Annotated in this window: 17 protein-coding genes, 2 pseudogenes and 1 riboswitch; of the genes and pseudogenes, 3 read left to right on the plus strand and 16 right to left on the minus strand. The window is 32.9% G+C overall.

Features of this window, described 5'->3' with window-relative positions:
• The first annotated feature begins 62 nt into the window (after positions 1-62).
• Positions 63-707, plus strand: a complete 645-nt coding sequence (locus KA856_RS10420) for an HD domain-containing protein (RefSeq protein WP_210138666.1) — start codon at positions 63-65, stop codon at positions 705-707.
• A 277-nt stretch (positions 708-984) separates the two neighbouring features.
• A pseudogene (locus KA856_RS13910) lies at positions 985-1,168 on the plus strand (IS5/IS1182 family transposase); the annotation flags it as partial.
• A 168-nt stretch (positions 1,169-1,336) separates the two neighbouring features.
• On the opposite strand, the gene yidC reads toward KA856_RS13910, so the two are convergent.
• The 7 genes and pseudogenes from yidC to KA856_RS10455 form a co-directional block, all read right to left on the minus strand.
• Positions 1,337-2,206 (minus strand): membrane protein insertase YidC, encoded by an 870-nt coding sequence (yidC, locus tag KA856_RS10425; protein WP_107385189.1) that lies wholly within the window; start codon positions 2,204-2,206, stop codon positions 1,337-1,339.
• 86 nt (positions 2,207-2,292) lie between these two features.
• Positions 2,293-2,931, minus strand: coding sequence for a thiamine phosphate synthase (gene thiE, locus KA856_RS10430; RefSeq protein ID WP_210138667.1), 639 nt, complete (start codon positions 2,929-2,931; stop codon positions 2,293-2,295).
• A gap of 2 nt (positions 2,932-2,933) precedes the next feature.
• A complete protein-coding gene (thiM, locus tag KA856_RS10435) occupies positions 2,934-3,713 on the minus strand; it encodes a hydroxyethylthiazole kinase (RefSeq protein WP_182467395.1) in 780 nt (259 codons plus the stop codon).
• Complete coding sequence (gene thiD / locus KA856_RS10440) at positions 3,706-4,527, minus strand: bifunctional hydroxymethylpyrimidine kinase/phosphomethylpyrimidine kinase (RefSeq protein WP_210138668.1); 822 nt, start codon at positions 4,525-4,527, stop codon at positions 3,706-3,708. The genes thiM and thiD overlap by 8 nt, the downstream gene beginning before the upstream one ends.
• Positions 4,520-5,210, minus strand: a pseudogene (tenA, locus tag KA856_RS10445) (thiaminase II). The gene thiD and the pseudogene tenA overlap by 8 nt, the downstream one beginning before the upstream one ends.
• An 81-nt stretch (positions 5,211-5,291) precedes the next feature.
• Positions 5,292-5,389: riboswitch (TPP riboswitch) on the minus strand.
• 292 nt (positions 5,390-5,681) lie between these two features.
• Entirely contained in the window at positions 5,682-6,383 is a 702-nt protein-coding gene (locus tag KA856_RS10450; protein WP_210138669.1) for a transglycosylase family protein, read from the minus strand.
• Between the two features lie 445 nt (positions 6,384-6,828).
• A complete protein-coding gene (locus tag KA856_RS10455; protein ID WP_107386673.1) occupies positions 6,829-7,248 on the minus strand; it encodes a single-stranded DNA-binding protein in 420 nt (139 codons plus the stop codon).
• Between the two features lie 189 nt (positions 7,249-7,437).
• Here KA856_RS10455 and KA856_RS10460 point away from each other — a divergent pair, with 189 nt between their 5' ends.
• Entirely contained in the window at positions 7,438-7,878 is a 441-nt protein-coding gene (locus KA856_RS10460; protein WP_019468307.1) for a YwpF-like family protein, read from the plus strand.
• Between the two features lie 51 nt (positions 7,879-7,929).
• Here the strand turns inward: KA856_RS10460 and fabZ are convergent, their stop codons facing one another.
• From fabZ to KA856_RS10505, 9 genes are all read right to left on the minus strand, one after another.
• The gene (fabZ, locus tag KA856_RS10465) at positions 7,930-8,367 is read right to left on the minus strand and encodes a 3-hydroxyacyl-ACP dehydratase FabZ (protein ID WP_046207765.1); all 438 of its coding nucleotides are present in this window, start codon (positions 8,365-8,367) and stop codon (positions 7,930-7,932) included.
• A gap of 58 nt (positions 8,368-8,425) precedes the next feature.
• On the minus strand, positions 8,426-9,691 hold the full coding sequence (murA, locus tag KA856_RS10470) for a UDP-N-acetylglucosamine 1-carboxyvinyltransferase (protein WP_107385330.1): 1,266 nt from the start codon (positions 9,689-9,691) through the stop codon (positions 8,426-8,428).
• A 101-nt stretch (positions 9,692-9,792) separates the two neighbouring features.
• The gene (locus KA856_RS10475; protein ID WP_019468304.1) at positions 9,793-10,026 is read right to left on the minus strand and encodes a DUF1146 family protein; all 234 of its coding nucleotides are present in this window, start codon (positions 10,024-10,026) and stop codon (positions 9,793-9,795) included.
• Between the two features lie 415 nt (positions 10,027-10,441).
• The gene (locus KA856_RS10480; RefSeq protein ID WP_019468303.1) at positions 10,442-10,846 is read right to left on the minus strand and encodes a F0F1 ATP synthase subunit epsilon; all 405 of its coding nucleotides are present in this window, start codon (positions 10,844-10,846) and stop codon (positions 10,442-10,444) included.
• An 18-nt stretch (positions 10,847-10,864) separates the two neighbouring features.
• The gene (gene atpD / locus KA856_RS10485) at positions 10,865-12,277 is read right to left on the minus strand and encodes a F0F1 ATP synthase subunit beta (protein WP_107384837.1); all 1,413 of its coding nucleotides are present in this window, start codon (positions 12,275-12,277) and stop codon (positions 10,865-10,867) included.
• 21 nt (positions 12,278-12,298) lie between these two features.
• Positions 12,299-13,165: an ATP synthase F1 subunit gamma gene (gene atpG, locus KA856_RS10490; protein ID WP_107384838.1), complete on the minus strand. Its 867-nt coding sequence runs from the start codon at positions 13,163-13,165 to the stop codon at positions 12,299-12,301.
• 30 nt (positions 13,166-13,195) lie between these two features.
• Complete coding sequence (atpA, locus tag KA856_RS10495) at positions 13,196-14,710, minus strand: F0F1 ATP synthase subunit alpha (protein WP_210138670.1); 1,515 nt, start codon at positions 14,708-14,710, stop codon at positions 13,196-13,198.
• Positions 14,711-14,730: 20 nt separating this feature from the next.
• Positions 14,731-15,270 carry a F0F1 ATP synthase subunit delta gene (locus KA856_RS10500; RefSeq protein WP_107384840.1) on the minus strand — a complete coding sequence of 180 codons (540 nt, stop codon included), beginning with the start codon at positions 15,268-15,270 and terminating at the stop codon, positions 14,731-14,733.
• Complete coding sequence (locus KA856_RS10505; protein WP_107384851.1) at positions 15,270-15,797, minus strand: F0F1 ATP synthase subunit B; 528 nt, start codon at positions 15,795-15,797, stop codon at positions 15,270-15,272. The genes KA856_RS10500 and KA856_RS10505 overlap by 1 nt, the downstream gene beginning before the upstream one ends.
• Positions 15,798-15,818 lie beyond the last annotated feature (21 nt).

Genomic DNA, 15,818 nt, shown 5'->3' on the forward strand with positions numbered 1-15,818 from the left:
AAATATTTTAACCTCAAATTTTATTTACTAATTTAATTTTCTCAAAATGGAGGCAATTTTATATGACGGATAATGACATAATCTCTAAAGCACAAGACTATATGACATCTTTTCACTGTGATGATACAACTGGACATGATGTTGCACATGTAAAACGTGTTACAAGATTGGCAAAATATATTGCTATGAATGAACAACAAGGTCATTTACTCACCATTCAGTTAGCAAGTATTTTACATGACACCATAGACGAAAAACTTACCAATACCAAAGAAGCAAAAATAAAATTAGTACAATTTCTTAATCATTTGGAACTTGATTTTACGGTACAACAAAATATATTACATATCATTGAACATATAAGTTATAAAAATGGTAAGAATGATCATATTCAATTGTCAATTGAAGGACAAATAGTTCGTGATGCAGATCGTTTAGATGCTATTGGTGCAATTGGTATAGCACGCACGTTTCAATTTGCAGGTTATTTCGGTGAACCTATGTGGATTGAGCATCAATCCTATAACATAGATGAATCTAATCAACCATATTTTGATTGGAAGCCTTCTGCAATTAAACACTTTTATGAAAAATTATTTAAACTTAAATCTCTTATGCATACTAAAACTGCAAAAAATTTGGCACAACAACGCCATGAATATATGAAAAATTATGTAGATACTTTTTTTAAAGAATGGTATTTTTAAAATTTTAATAATGGTAGTTACAGATTGACTTTTAAAATTTGATGGTTTATTAACTATCGAAATTAAATTACATTTATTTAAAATAAACAGAGGATATTGAGACATAAATTCCAGAAAAATAGCACTCAGATGATTTTTTTAATTCATCTAAGTGCTTCTTTTTATTCCATACTCCGTATTGTTGGCTCGCTTTCTTAGGGAACAGATTCAGCCAGTAGTCTTCAGCTTGTCCTATTCCCTCAAGAGTTCCGCCAAAATACGTCGCATTTATATGTATTTATCACGACATGTTAATGAAATCTTTGTAACAATCCCTAAAAATGTACTTGATGAATGCAAACATCATTGTAGTGTTACATCATATCAAAATGATATTAAAAATTATTCTATATATTTACTCACAATCCGTATGCTCTGGTAGTAAAATAGAAAAACTACTTTATAATCGTATCCGAATGATGTAGCTGTCACAAAATCAATCACAAAATGAAAAAGGCAATTTCTATATTATTTCAATAGAAATTGCCTTTTTTACTTATCCAAGAACTTTATGTCTCAGACGCTTCTAATGCTTTATACCTGCTATTTATTATGTACCAGGTTGTCATTTTAATTAATGATATGACGCACTATTTCTTTTTAGATTTCTTAGGAGCTACTTGTGTATTCTTGCCTTTGCTAGGTTTATCAGAATCATTATTCTTCATTGCTTCAATCATTGGAGCAACTTCCTTTTTAGCAAGGTTAGAATAATACATGTTGGCAACTTGAGTTTGTACAATCAAGAATGCCGCACTGACTGACCAATAAAGACCTAATGCAGACGCAGAACTTAAAGAAATCCAAACAATCATAATTGGAGAAATAATCATCATCATATATCCCATTTGACGTTGTTCATTCGGCATACTCTTACTTGATACATATGCTTGTAAGAAGTATAAAATACCAGCGATAATTGTAATCCAAATATCAGGTTGTGACAAATTGAACCATAAGAAATTTGGGTGTTCAGTAAATCCACCACTTGAAGGGTATTTTAATACGAAGAATAAGCCCATAATGATTGGCATTTGAATTAAGATTGGTAAACAACCTAACATGCTCTTCATTGGATTCATATCGTATTTTTTATATACTTCCATCATTTCTTGGTTTGCAGCCATTTTTTCTTCTTGCGTTCTTGAACGCTTAACTTTTTCTTGAACTGCATCGATATCTGGTTTTGCAACCTTCATCTTTTCTCGCATCATATGACTATTTTTATAGTTTGATAACATGAAAGGCAATAATACAACACGTATTGCCAATACAAGTACTACTATTGCTAAACCATAATCATTGTTAAAACTTGTTCCCAACCAATGAATTAATTTGTCCATCGGTTCTACAAACGTATTAAAGAAAAATCCATCTCTATTTTCAGGTTTAGAATAGTCACAGCCTGCTAATAAGACCATTACACCTAATAATAAAGGTAGTAGCGCTTTCTTTTTCATTTTTCCACCTCTAATGATATATTCACATAAAATTTATTTTATCATACTCAAAGGAAAGTAGAAAACAAAAAAAGAAATTTTCCGCATTATTCAACAGTTTGTAAAAATTGTTGTACAGTTTCTGGGATATTTGAACTTTTCGCGATGGCTGAAATGATTGATAATCCATCTGCACCATGCTTCATAATTATTTCAGCATTTTTTGTATGAATACCTCCAATTGCAACGATTGGAAAACCTTGAACTTTAGTTCTTAATGTTTGAATCATTTCCGGCCCTACTGGAGTTTTAGCATCTGATTTCGATTCAGTATGATACATCGGTCCAACACCGATATAATCAACGTTGGATAAGTCAGATGCTTGATATTCTTCTAAATCACTTACACTAAGTCCTATTATTTTATCGGTAAATGCACTAGCGAATACATCAACATTTGCATCATTTTGTCCTACATGTATTCCATCTGCATCTATAGCATTTGCTAAGTCTACATCATCATTAACAATAAAAGGAACACTGTAACTTTTACATAAAGAGAATAACTTTTGTGCAAGCTCTATTTTAGCATTTCCAGTTAATGAACCCTCTCCTTTTTCTCGAAATTGAAACATTGTAATCCCAGATTCTAAAGCTTCAGTCACAACATCTATGATTGATTTATTCTTTGGTATATCTTGCGTTCCACAAATAAAATATAGCTTTAAATACTCCTTATTAAACATAGTTACACCTCTTGCTTATTATGATATTGTAGATATGTTTCAAAAGTAATGTTGTATAATGCATTTAATAACTCCACTTTAAAAGTACCAGGTCCTGCTGAAATTTGTTCAGCTTGTTCAGCAGCGATATTATATATAGATACCGCTTCTATTAATGCATTTATAGATGGATCTTCTGATTCAACAAAACTTGCAACTATAGCTCCTAATAAACAACCAGCACCAGTTATTTTTGCCAACAATGAAGATCCGTTAGATAGTTTAAATATGCGTTCATTTTGAGCAATGACATCCTCTTTGCCAGTGATAACAATCGACGTATTAAAATGTTCATATGCCTCATTTGCAATCGATACTGAATCTAAACTATTATCACTATCAGTTCCTTTCATTTTTGTATCACTGTTAATTAACGTTAAAATTTCAGAAGCATTACCTTTAATAACAGTAACTTTTATTTCATTCAGAAATCTTTTGCAAAAATCTTTGCGATATTGTGAAGCACCTACAGCAACAGGATCAAATATAATCGGTTTGCCAAGTTGATTCGCTGTTTTTGCGATTTTAAAAATATCTTGTTCTCTTTCTTTTGTTAACGTACCGATATTTATTAACAATGCTTTTGCAGCTGTCAGCATATCATATGCTTCTTCAGGTGCCTCACTCATTGCTGGACTAGCACCAAGACTTAACAAACCATTCGCAGTAAAATTTTTCACTACATCATTCGTATAACATATTACAAGCGGTTGATCCGCTCTTAATTTTTCCAAATTATTCATCATCTAAACCAACTTCCTTCATATATGCAAAATGGTTTACTGGTCCTCTACCAAAACCAATTTCAGGTGTATGTTTAATACTAAGAGAAATAAATTTTTTTGCTTTTTGAACTGCATCAAACATAGATTTCCCTTTAGCTAACTCTGCGGTAATAACGGCTGAAAAAGTACATCCAGTACCATGTGTATGTTTGGTATCATATCTTGGTTCTTCAAAAGTATACACATCATCTTGTGTAAATAAATAATCTATAGATTTATTTTCATCATTTGAATGCCCACCTTTTATAACTAAACCTTTGCTACCAATTTCATTGATAAATATATTGCCAGCTTGATAAATCGATTGTTGATCATTAATAGTAATGCCAGTAATTTCCTCAGCTTCTGGTAAATTAGGTGTCGCTATTGTAGCATAAGGCAATAAAATATTTTGTAAGTTAGCTTTAGCATCATCATCCATTAGTGAATCACCACTTTTCGCTAACATAACCGGATCAATTACATAAGGAATATCATCATATTTTTTTAAATATGTTTGAATAATCTCCATCATTTCTTTTGATGCAATCATACCAGTTTTCAAAGCATGTGGCAGTTCATCGGAAAATACACTTTCCATTTGCTCTTCTAACCATGTTGAATCTAGATTATGAATGTGCTGTACGCCTTTTGTATTTTGTGCCACAATACTAGTTATTGCTGCCATACCATATACACCACATGCATGAAATGATTTCAAATCTGCCATGACACCTGCGCCACCTGTAGGGTCTGTTCCTGCAATCGTTAATGCTATTTTAGGTTTATTCATTTGTTTGACCTCCATATAACCAATTTTCTTGTATATAAGCCATATTAAAGAAATTTCGTTCATGTATCGTACTTTGTAAGAAACAAGATTTTATTGCCTCTTTTTCTTCAACAGAAATATTTTGAGTTAACCGGTCCATTAAACCATCGAAGATATTTACTAATTCATCCATTTCTGTGCTATAAAATTCAAACCATTTTGATAAAATTGAGTCTTTATTTAATTCATTATCTTTCAATGCTTCTTTAGCAATCACCTGATACACATACGGACATGGTGCCATTGCTGCAATTAGTATATGCTGCATTTTCTTTTGAATAAGCATTGAAATACATATGTTTGATATAATGGTCTCCACTTGGTGGCCAAACTTTTTCTTGGACGATTTCATCATAGTTTTCTTGTACGTATGCCGCTAATATTTCATGTGCTTCTACTTCACCATCAACTATAAATTGAATTTGTTCTACTAAAAATTGGACTTCTTCCAATCTATTCATTTTTGGTATTAGCAATGCATATATATTTGCAAATTCTTTTAAATACGAAGCATCTGCTCTTAAGTAAAATTTCAAAGCTTCGTTAGAAATCGTACCGTGTAACATTTCTTGAATAAACGAATCATTATAAATATCCTCAATAATTGGTTTTGAAGCTTCTTTTAATTCCTGTGAAAACAACAAATTTAGCCCTCCTAATTAAAAAAAACTACATCCCCGTAGGAATGTAGTTTATTAATAAATATATTAGAGCAATTTTCCAAATATTAATGAACGCTACTTTCCTACGTTGGTCTTAACCAAATCAGGTTATAAGGGTCTGAATTTCTCATCTCAGCCATAAGGCTCCCCTAGTAGTTTTTATAATGTATTTATATAAAACATATCAAAGTATACCACCTATTGCAATAAAATGAGTTATATCAACTATGACCATTTGAAAAATATTTAACAAAAGAGAATTCATGGTATGAATTTTCTCCAAACATTTATACAGAAATATGATTATATTACCACTTATATACTTCCGATATTTAAGATAGAAAAAATGAGTTAGTCTCTAAGTTTACCTGCACTATTTCCTATATAATAAAAAAAGCTAAGACAATTAAATTGTCTTAGCTTTGTATAATAATATATTACATTATTGTTATATTATGCAGTAACCCATTGTGAAGCGCCAACTTCGTCATATAATTTTTGAGCTGCAGCATCTTGAACTGATTCTGGTGCGTTAGCTGCTGGTTGACCTTGATATTCAGCTGGAGCTACTGAATCCCATGTACTTTGTAAGAATTGGAACTTACCTGAAGCACCTGATGATGGATTTGTAGCATGAATATCGCCACCTGATTCACGTTGCGCGATTTGTTGTAAGTGTGCATTCACACCTGATGAACTATTTGAAGCTTCATTTGAACTTGATGATTGATTTGAAGCTTTTGTAGTTGCTTCTTGTTGTGGTTGTTGTGTTTGTTCAGTTTGTGGAGCAGCTTGTTGAGCTGGTTGCTCAGTTTGTGCTTCTTGTGCTGGTTGTTCAGTTTGTGTTTGTTGAGGTTGTTCAACAGAAGTTGTTTGTTCTGATGAAACATCTTCACTAGAACCTCCACCAAAACTCCATGACCATGTTTGGCCATCTGATTCAAAATTATAGTTTGTACCATTGAAATTAAAATTATAGTTATATGCACCCTCTTGTACAGGTGATGCATTTAATTGTTCTGGATTAGATTGTGCTAAGTTTGCTAATTCTGCTTTGTCAACACCTTGTTCAGCTGCGTCTGCTGAGTTTCCTGCTGCGAATCCTGTTACGCCTAAGCCTACTGCTAATGTTGAAGCTAATACTGTTTTTTTCATTTTTAAAAATTCCTCCTATAAGGTAAATAATTTTTTTCGTTATGATTAATTTGCAAGTACAACTATAACATCTAAAAAACAGTAGCAGGTTACAGCCAAATAAAAAAGTACACCTTTTCTTTACACGGGTATTACATTTTCAAAATAGTATAAAAGCATAACTTTTCACTTTAAAAACTGCTATGAAAGTTTATACTAGTAATAATAAAAAGTATGTTGTGTAATGATATTGTAATTTATCTGATTATTCTGTATTATATTAGTATGAATTTTGGCTTTTTTATAATGGATATGTTTGCTATATAAGTATGTATATTAGCTATTCCTATTGAATCATTTTTGAGTTAATAGGAATAGCCTGATAGAAGTATAATTCAATAGTAGGATTAAATGTATATTAGATTTGATGGGTTAAATTAATGGGGAGTTGGAAATGCCTGAAACTTTATACAATTTCATAAATATCGTTTTCCTCTAAATGAAATTTATTAATAAGTTCTTGATTTGGGACTATTGGAAGTGGGTCAAAAAGTGCTTCATCTTCATTTTTAGAGCGTGGGGACATAAATTTAATAGTTTCAATAAAAACTTCTGATACAAAATGCATCTGTCCTTCTTTTTCAAATTTTCTCGATTGCATTTGTCCAGTTATACCAACTAATGAGCCTTGATTGATATATTTTTCGACATTATTAGCAATTTTTCCGAATGCTTTACAGAATAAATAATCACAAATATCTTTTTGATTTTTATCTTTATAATTTCTTGAAACAGCTACGCAAAATGTAGCTAGTTTATTTCCCTCCTTATCATAAATTTTAGGGTCTTTTGTTAGTCTCCCTACAATGACAATACTGTTAATCATATGTCACCTCCTTTATAAGCTAATCATAAAAAATTCACATGATTCCGTCAAAACACATTTTTTAAAATTTAAAATAGTAATCGAATACTTATTTCTACTTTTTTCACCTTTCTCATAGAAAATTACGTTATAATAATAATATAAATGCATTTTTTGTAGAGTTTAAATTAATTAAATGGATGTGAGACGATGAAAACATTTAAAGCCGTTCGATTTCAAATCGTATCAGAGAATGGTGGCGTGACTGAGTACGAATTAGAAGATGGTGTCATTATCAATAAGGAAAACAGTGGCACTGGCTGGTTGCTTGAAATCGTCATATCAGATTATCACTATGAAACTATGAAAGCATATATGGAAAACGAGACATTACTAGACATACGTGTCGTTATCACTAGACCTGCTAACGATCCAGCTTTGTTTGATGCGACCATTAAACATATCATTCAATTAGAAGATACAATTTCTGTTGTTTGTGAATGTCATATTTACACATTGAGACAAGTTTACGCTGAAAGTTTATTAGAACAATTAATAGATGAAGGTTTAACTGGCGACGACTTGAAGAAATCATTTAATAGATTGATGCAATCTAAACCAAGACTTAAAGATGAAAAAATTGATAAATAAAAAATAGTGTTACATTCTGTTGAAAACAGTCTGTAACACTATTTTTATATACTATTTATCTTGCAAAGCAAATGTTAACTCACAACTACATGCTAATTGTCCATCAACTGTTGCTTTAGCACTACCCTTACCTATAGGACCTCTGAGCTTCGTTATTTCAACTTCTAAGCGCAAAGTATCTCCTGGGGTTACTTGTTTTTTAAAACGACATTTATCGATACCAGCAAATAGTGCAAGTTTACCTTTATTTGCTTCACTATTTAACATAGCAACTGCACCTGTTTGGGCTAAAGCTTCAGTAATTAATACACCAGGCATTACAGCATATTCTGGAAAATGACCTTGAAAGAATGGTTCATTACCTGAAACTTGCTTAATGGCCACACATCGTTGACCTTCATCGTATTCTACGACACGATCAATTAATAAAAATGGTTGCCTATGTGGAATAATCTCTTTTATTTGGTTGTAGTCAAAAATTGTTTCCATAATTTGCTTCCTCCAACTATACTTCTATCTATTTCCAATTTATTAATATATTATAACATTAATCTTGTGTTCTTTTGATATCAGCACCTAATGCTTTCAATTTACCATGTAAATCAACATATCCTCTGTCTAAGTGTTTTAATTCAGTAACATATGTTGTACCTTCAGCCACTAGGCCTGCTAAAATTAGTGCTGCTGCAGCACGTAAATCTGTTGCTTTAACTTGAGCACCTTGAAGTTCACTTTTACCTTCAATTTTTGCACTTCTACCTTCTACAGTAATTTTAGCATTCATTCTTTTAAATTCACCGACATGCATAAATCTATTTTCAAACACAGTTTCAGTTACTACTTTGTGCCCTTTTGCAGTTAATAATAACGCCATCATTTGTGATTGCATATCTGTAGGGAAACCAGGATGCGGAAGAGTTTTGATATCTATTGGTTTCAATTCGTTTTCGGCACTTACACGAATTGCATCATCAAAATATTCTAGATTAACTCCCATTTCTTCTAGTTTATAAACTAAGCTCGTCATATGTTCTTTGATTGCACCGTTTACTAAAACATTTCCTCTTGTAATTGCACCGGCAATTAATAATGTACCTGCTTCTATTCTATCAGGTATAATTGAATGCTCAACGCCATATAAAGCTTCAACGCCTTCAATCGTGATCGTGTCCGTACCGGCTCCTAATACATTTCCACCCATTTCATTGATATAATTAGCCAAATCAACGATTTCTGGTTCTCGTGCGACGTTTTCTAAAACAGTTTTACCATCAGCTAAAGAAGCTGCCATTATAATATTTTGTGTCGCACCTACGCTAGGAAAATCTAAGTGAATCGTTGTACCTTTCAATCCATTAGTTGTGTTTGCGTATATAAAACCACCATCCATATGGATTTCTGCACCAAGCTCTTCAAAACCTTTAATATGCTGTTCAATCGGTCTAGAACCAATAGCGCAACCACCAGGTAAAGCCACTTTGGCATGACCTAATCGTGCCAATAATGGGCCCATAACAAGAATACTTGCTCTCATCTTACTTACATATTCATATGGTGCTTCTTCATTTAATTGTTTTGTTGCATCTACTGTAACTTCTTCTTGCTCTTTATTATAAGAAACATCAGCATTTAATGTTGATATTACATTATTAATTGTTTCTACGTCACTAAGTGCTGGTACATTTTTTAACTTGCTCACGCCTTTTGATGCTAATAGTGATGCTGTCAATACTGGTAATACTGCATTTTTTGCACCTGAAACTTTCACTTCACCAGTTAATTTTTTACCACCATTAATTTCTATCTTATCCATCTTAAATCCTCCACTTAACTACTTATAAATTGCCTTTAATTTTCAATCAAACTTACTACTAAATTATATCGATAATCATGCGTAATATACAATTATTTGAATTATTGTGCCAAATATTTTATTTGTGTAGAAAATTGTAACAAATCTACAATAAAATTGCTGACTGAAGTCCCGATTAATATTGCTAAAAATATCATACAAATTTGAACTTGTACTGGAAAACCTTTTTTAAAAAATTGTTCCAATCTCACTGCATTCAATGCCCAATAGGCAATGCAAATACAAAGGACATGTAAGATGAGATGTACAATTGAAAACTGTCCCAAATATTCCATAATTATTCTCCTTGCTAAACACTATTTATATATTTTACACGAAACACTATGCAAAAGATACTTAATAATGAGATAACTGACATTTAAATAATAAAGCGTCAATTTAGTATTATTTTCCCATTATATATGACATATATGCATAACAATTAAAATTAAATACTTTTAATTATTTTAGTCATTTATCAATTATTTTCTTCCTTTATAAATGATTATGAAAAATCATATGTAAATGTAAGTCTTCATAAAAATATTTTAATATAGTAAATACAAGCTATTACTTAAATCAATATGTCATTGATAATCATACGCTAAAATTTTGATTTTAACATGTCTTAATCAAAAAATAGAAAAAAGTCGACAAAGTTTTATACTTTGTCGACTTTTTTGATAAACATAATAGAATATCTTATATTCATTATTGTAATTGAGCGACACGAAGACGGTTATTAGCACGATCTAATGCGCGTTTGGCTCTATTTATGTCACTGCTATCTTCTTCATTGTTTAAATGAGATTCTGCTCTTGATTTTGCTAATTCTGCTCTAGCGACATCAATTTCATTCGCAGGCTCTGCAGTTTGAACAATGATTGATAATTTATCTTGTCTTACTTCAACAAAACCTTCACTCACTGCAATATATTCTGAACCACCGTCAAAATTAATTTTGGCATAGCCAATTTCAAGTGCTGCAACTGTTGGAATATGTCCATACATGACACCGATTTCTCCAGCAGTAGTTTGTAATACTGCAAGAGTGACATCTTCTCGGTCGTAAACAGAACCATTAGGAGTGACAATATTTAGGCTTAATGTATTCATTATCCATACCTCCTAATTTTAAACTTCAACACCCATATCTTTAGCTTTTTCAATTACTTCATCCATACTTCCAACTAGACGGAATGCGTCTTCTGGAATATGATCGTAATCACCATTTAATATTGCTTTGAAGCCTTCTACTGTTTTTTGAACAGACACATAAGATCCTTTTTGGCCAGTAAATTGTTCAGCAACGTGGAAGTTTTGTGATAAGAAGAACTGAATACGACGTGCGCGTTCTACAGTTTGTTTATCTTCTTCAGAAAGTTCATCCATACCTAAAATAGCTATAATATCTTGTAACTCTCTATATTTTTGTAAAGTAGATTGTACTTCACGTGCTACTTCATAATGTTCTTGGCCAACAATTGATGGGTCAAGCGCTCTAGAAGTAGATGCTAAAGGATCAACTGCAGGATAAATACCCATTTCAGTTAATTTACGTTCTAAGTTTGTAGTTGAATCTAAGTGGGCAAATACTGCAGCTGGTGCTGGGTCAGTATAATCATCGGCTGGTACGAATACCGCTTGAATTGATGTTACAGAACCTTTAGTTGTAGAAGTAATACGTTCTTGTAATTGTCCCATTTCAGTTGCTAACGTTGGCTGGTAACCAACAGCTGAAGGCATACGACCTAATAACGCAGAAACTTCTGAACCAGCTTGTGTAAATCTAAAGATGTTATCTATGAATAATAGAACATCTTGTCCTTGTTCATCACGGAAATATTCAGCCATAGTTAAACCAGAAAGTGCTACTCGCATACGCGCACCAGGTGGTTCGTTCATTTGTCCAAATACCATTGCTGTCTTTTTAATAACACCACTATCACTCATTTCAAAATATAGGTCATTACCTTCACGAGTACGTTCACCTACACCAGCAAATACTGATATACCGCCGTGCTCTTGAGCGATATTATTGATTAATTCTTGAATTAATACGGTTTTACCAACACCGGCACCACCGAATAATCCAACTTTACCACCTTTAATATATGGTGCTAATAAATCAATGACTTTGATACCTGTTTCTAAAATTTCAACTTTAGTAGATAACTGATCAAATGCAGGTGCTTCTCTATGAATTGGATCACGACGCACTGAGTCATCTATGTTTTCATCTAAATCTATCGTATCACCTAATACATTAAATACTCTACCTAATGTTTCATTACCAACTGGTACGCTAATACTATTTCCGCTATCTCTAACTTCTGTACCACGTTTAACACCATCAGTTGAATCCATTGCGATTGTTCGTACTACGTCATCGCCAAGTTGTAATGCAACTTCTAACGTTAATTCAACATTACCTTCTTCTCTTTCTATATCGAGAACTAAGGCATTATTAATTTCTGGAACTTCATTGTGCTCAAAGCGAACATCAATTACTGGACCCATAACTTGTGTTACACGGCCTAATCCCATGCTATTTTCCTCCTTTAATCATTATTCAAGTGCAACTGCGCCACCAACGATTTCAGTAATTTGTTGAGTGATTGCTGCTTGTCTCGCTCTGTTATACTCGATAGATAAATCATCAATGATATCTGTCGCATTATCAGATGCATTTTTCATAGCCGTCATACGTGTAGCATGTTCACTTGCTTTTGCATCTAAAATCGTTCCATATATTAAACTTTCAACATATTGAGGTAAAATAACACTTAATATTGCTTCTTTGTCTGGTTCAAATTCATATGAAGACATTTGACCATGTCCTAAGCTTGAATCTTCAGGAGACAATGGAAGCACAGTTTTCATCGAAGGTGTGTTTTCTAAAACACTTACGAAGTGACTGTAATAAATTTTTACCTCATCCACAATCTCGTCGTTATACAAATCTATCGCTTTTTTAGCAATTGCTTGTATCTCTTTAAATGAAGGTTGATCAGGAACTTCTGTTAAAGAATCATGAATCTCATATCCTTTATTTTTAAGAAAATCAACACCTGTTTGACCTAAAACTAAGATGGAATATTCATCACTACTACTATGTTTGCGTTCAATATCTTTCATCAGATGTTTCAATACATTTGCATTGTATGCACCTGCAAGGCCTTGGTCACTAGTAATTACGATATAACCACTTTTCTTCACTTCTCGCTGTTGTAACATTGGATGATGTGAATTTTTGTCCGCACCAGCAACGGCTGTAATTGCATCTTGCATTTTAGCCATATATGGTCTGAATTGATTCGTGTTTTTTTCAGCACGACGCAATTTCGAACTAGAAACCATGTTCATTGCTTTCGTAATCTGTTTCATCTTTTTTGTTGATTTTATTCGTGTATCGATTTCTTTAAGAGATGCCATTATCTCACCACCTTTTATCTACATTAACTATTATGCTTCCTCTGATTTGCTAAAACTCTTCTTGAATTCATTGATTGCTGATTCAAATGATTCATCATTAGGTAAAGCACCCGTCGTTTTGATTTCATTTAATAAATCAGATGCTTTCGATTTAGCCCATTGATTCAACTCGTCTTCAAAACGCGTAATATCAACTACTGGGATATCATCTAAATGTCCTTTTGTTAAAGCATAAATAATTAAAACTTGATTTTCTACAGGTAGTGGTTTGTTTTTATCTTGTTTTAATATTTCAACTGTACGTTTACCACGTTCTAATTTTTTAGCAGTAAATTCATCTAAATCAGACCCAAATTGCGCGAATGATTCTAATTCACGATATGATGCTAAATCTAGACGTAAAGTTCCGGCAACTTTTTTCATCGCTTTAATTTGTGCAGAACCACCAACACGTGATACTGATTGTCCTGCATTAATCGCTGGTCTAACACCAGAGAAGAATAAGTCAGATTGCAAGAATATTTGTCCATCTGTAATAGAAATTACGTTTGTAGGAACATAAGCAGCAATATCGCCTGCTTGTGTCTCAATAATAGGTAACGCTGTGATTGAACCGCCACCTAAATCATCATTTAATTTAGCTGCTCTCTCTAATAATCTACTATGTAAGTAGAATACGTCACCAGGATAAGCTTCACGACCTGGAGGTCTACGTAATAATAGTGATAATTCACGGTAAGCTGCAGCTTGTTTTGTTAAATCATCATAAACGATTAAAACATCTTTGCCAGCAAACATGAATTCTTCAGCCATTGCTACACCAGAATATGGCGAGATATAAAGCATAGGTGCTGGATCTGCTGCTGAAGCAGAAACAACAATTGTATAATCTAATGCACCTTCTTGACGTAATTTTTCAACATTTGCTCGAACCGTTGAGTCTTTTTGTCCGATAGCAACGTATATACAAATTGTATCTTGATCTCTTTGGTTCAAAATTGTATCAATGGCAACCGTTGTTTTACCTGTTTGACGGTCACCGATAATTAATTCACGCTGCCCACGACCAATTGGTACAAGTGCATCAATTGCTTTGATACCTGTTTGTAATGGTTCATCTACAGATTTTCGATCCATTACACCAGTTGCTTTCTTCTCTACAGGACGTGTTTTTGTAGTATTGATTGGTCCTTGACCATCAATTGCTTGTCCTAATGGGTTAACGACACGACCAAGTAACTCCTCACCAACTGGAACTTCCATGATACGTCCAGTTCGTTTTACTTCGTCTCCCTCTTTTATATCCGCGTAAGGGCCTAAAATTACTACACCGACATTGGATTCTTCTAAGTTTTGTGCTAAACCTAGAACGCCGTTATTAAATTCAATAAGCTCACCAGCCATAACGTCATTTAATCCGTGGATTAAAGCGATACCATCACCAATTTGCAGAACTGTACCTACATCAGTAACAGCCATTTCTGACTCATAATTTTCTATTTGTGAGCGAAGTAATGCACTGATTTCTTCAGCTTTAATGGCCATCTATGTCACTCCTTCAATTTTTATTTCACTCTAATAAATTGCTTTTCAAGTTTGGCAAGATCATTTTTAATACTTGCATCCATCACTTTCGTACCGACTTTAACTCGGATGCCACCGATAAGATCTGGATTTATTTCATTTGTTATCATTAGTTTTGAAAGTTTTGTACGTGATTTTATAATTGAATCAATACTTGCTATTTCATCCTCAGATAGTTTATAAACTGATTCAATAACTGCAAAGTCTTGATTATGATATTCATTATATAAGGTTTCAAAAGCTAAAAATATTTCATGTGTATATGTAAGGTGGCGATTACTTGCAAGCACCATAAACATATTCTGTAAATATTGATTTGCATGTCCAAAAATAATAGCAACAAAACGTTGACGTTGTGTTACATCTTTTTGCGGATCTGTGTCTAATTCTTTTAATTTTCCAACTTCAGGTTGTACTGCTTCGTCAATTGTTGAAAATTCTTCATACATTTGATCGAGTAACGCTTTTTCTTTAGCAGTATCAAATAACGCTTTTGCATATTTTTTTGCTACATTAGCCATTATTTATCGCCTGCCTCTTTAATGTACTTTTCAACTAATTCTTTTTGATCTTTTTCTGAAATTTCTTTTTGAAGTACTTTTGAAGCAATAAGTACTGAAAGTTCAGAAACCTGATTGTTAATATCCGCAAGTGCACGTTCTTTTTCACTGTTTATTTCATTTTGTGCTGTTTCAATCATACCATTGGCTCTAATGTTGGCTTCGTGAATGATTTCTTCGTGCTGTTTACGGGCTTGTATTTTAGACTCTTCTAAAATTTTATGAACCTCTTCTTGTGTTTCTTTTAGTGTTTGTTTGTTTTGTGCTTCTAGTTTTTGAGCATTTAATTTAGCTTGTTCAGCATCGTCGATATCTTTATTAATATCGTGTTCACGTTTGTCCATCACTTCTTTAAGTGGGCCCCAAGCAAACTTTTTCAATAGTAAAAGTAAAATGGCAAATGTAGCAATCGTAACAATGATTGTTCCCCATTGTACACCGCCGCCACTAGCCGCACCTAGAACGAACATATTAGTCGTAGCAGTCACTTTCATAGACACTCCTTTCAT

Origin of the sequence: Staphylococcus sp. GDB9P120P (genome assembly GCF_017893435.1) — a bacterium.
In the GTDB taxonomy this organism is placed as follows: Bacteria; Bacillota; Bacilli; order Staphylococcales; family Staphylococcaceae; genus Staphylococcus; species Staphylococcus cohnii.

Coding starts and splice junctions, on each gene's coding strand:
- KA856_RS10420 (WP_210138666.1), top strand. CDS start 63: ATGACGGATAATGACATAATCTCTAAAGCACAAGACTATATGACATCT.
- yidC (WP_107385189.1), bottom strand. CDS start 2,206: ATGAAAAAGAAAGCGCTACTACCTTTATTATTAGGTGTAATGGTCTTA.
- thiE (WP_210138667.1), bottom strand. CDS start 2,931: ATGTTTAATAAGGAGTATTTAAAGCTATATTTTATTTGTGGAACGCAA.
- thiM (WP_182467395.1), bottom strand. CDS start 3,713: ATGAATAATTTGGAAAAATTAAGAGCGGATCAACCGCTTGTAATATGT.
- thiD (WP_210138668.1), bottom strand. CDS start 4,527: ATGAATAAACCTAAAATAGCATTAACGATTGCAGGAACAGACCCTACA.
- KA856_RS10450 (WP_210138669.1), bottom strand. CDS start 6,383: ATGAAAAAAACAGTATTAGCTTCAACATTAGCAGTAGGCTTAGGCGTA.
- KA856_RS10455 (WP_107386673.1), bottom strand. CDS start 7,248: ATGATTAACAGTATTGTCATTGTAGGGAGACTAACAAAAGACCCTAAA.
- KA856_RS10460 (WP_019468307.1), top strand. CDS start 7,438: ATGAAAACATTTAAAGCCGTTCGATTTCAAATCGTATCAGAGAATGGT.
- fabZ (WP_046207765.1), bottom strand. CDS start 8,367: ATGGAAACAATTTTTGACTACAACCAAATAAAAGAGATTATTCCACAT.
- murA (WP_107385330.1), bottom strand. CDS start 9,691: ATGGATAAGATAGAAATTAATGGTGGTAAAAAATTAACTGGTGAAGTG.
- KA856_RS10475 (WP_019468304.1), bottom strand. CDS start 10,026: ATGGAATATTTGGGACAGTTTTCAATTGTACATCTCATCTTACATGTC.
- KA856_RS10480 (WP_019468303.1), bottom strand. CDS start 10,846: ATGAATACATTAAGCCTAAATATTGTCACTCCTAATGGTTCTGTTTAC.
- atpD (WP_107384837.1), bottom strand. CDS start 12,277: ATGGGATTAGGCCGTGTAACACAAGTTATGGGTCCAGTAATTGATGTT.
- atpG (WP_107384838.1), bottom strand. CDS start 13,165: ATGGCATCTCTTAAAGAAATCGATACACGAATAAAATCAACAAAAAAG.
- atpA (WP_210138670.1), bottom strand. CDS start 14,710: ATGGCCATTAAAGCTGAAGAAATCAGTGCATTACTTCGCTCACAAATA.
- KA856_RS10500 (WP_107384840.1), bottom strand. CDS start 15,270: ATGGCTAATGTAGCAAAAAAATATGCAAAAGCGTTATTTGATACTGCT.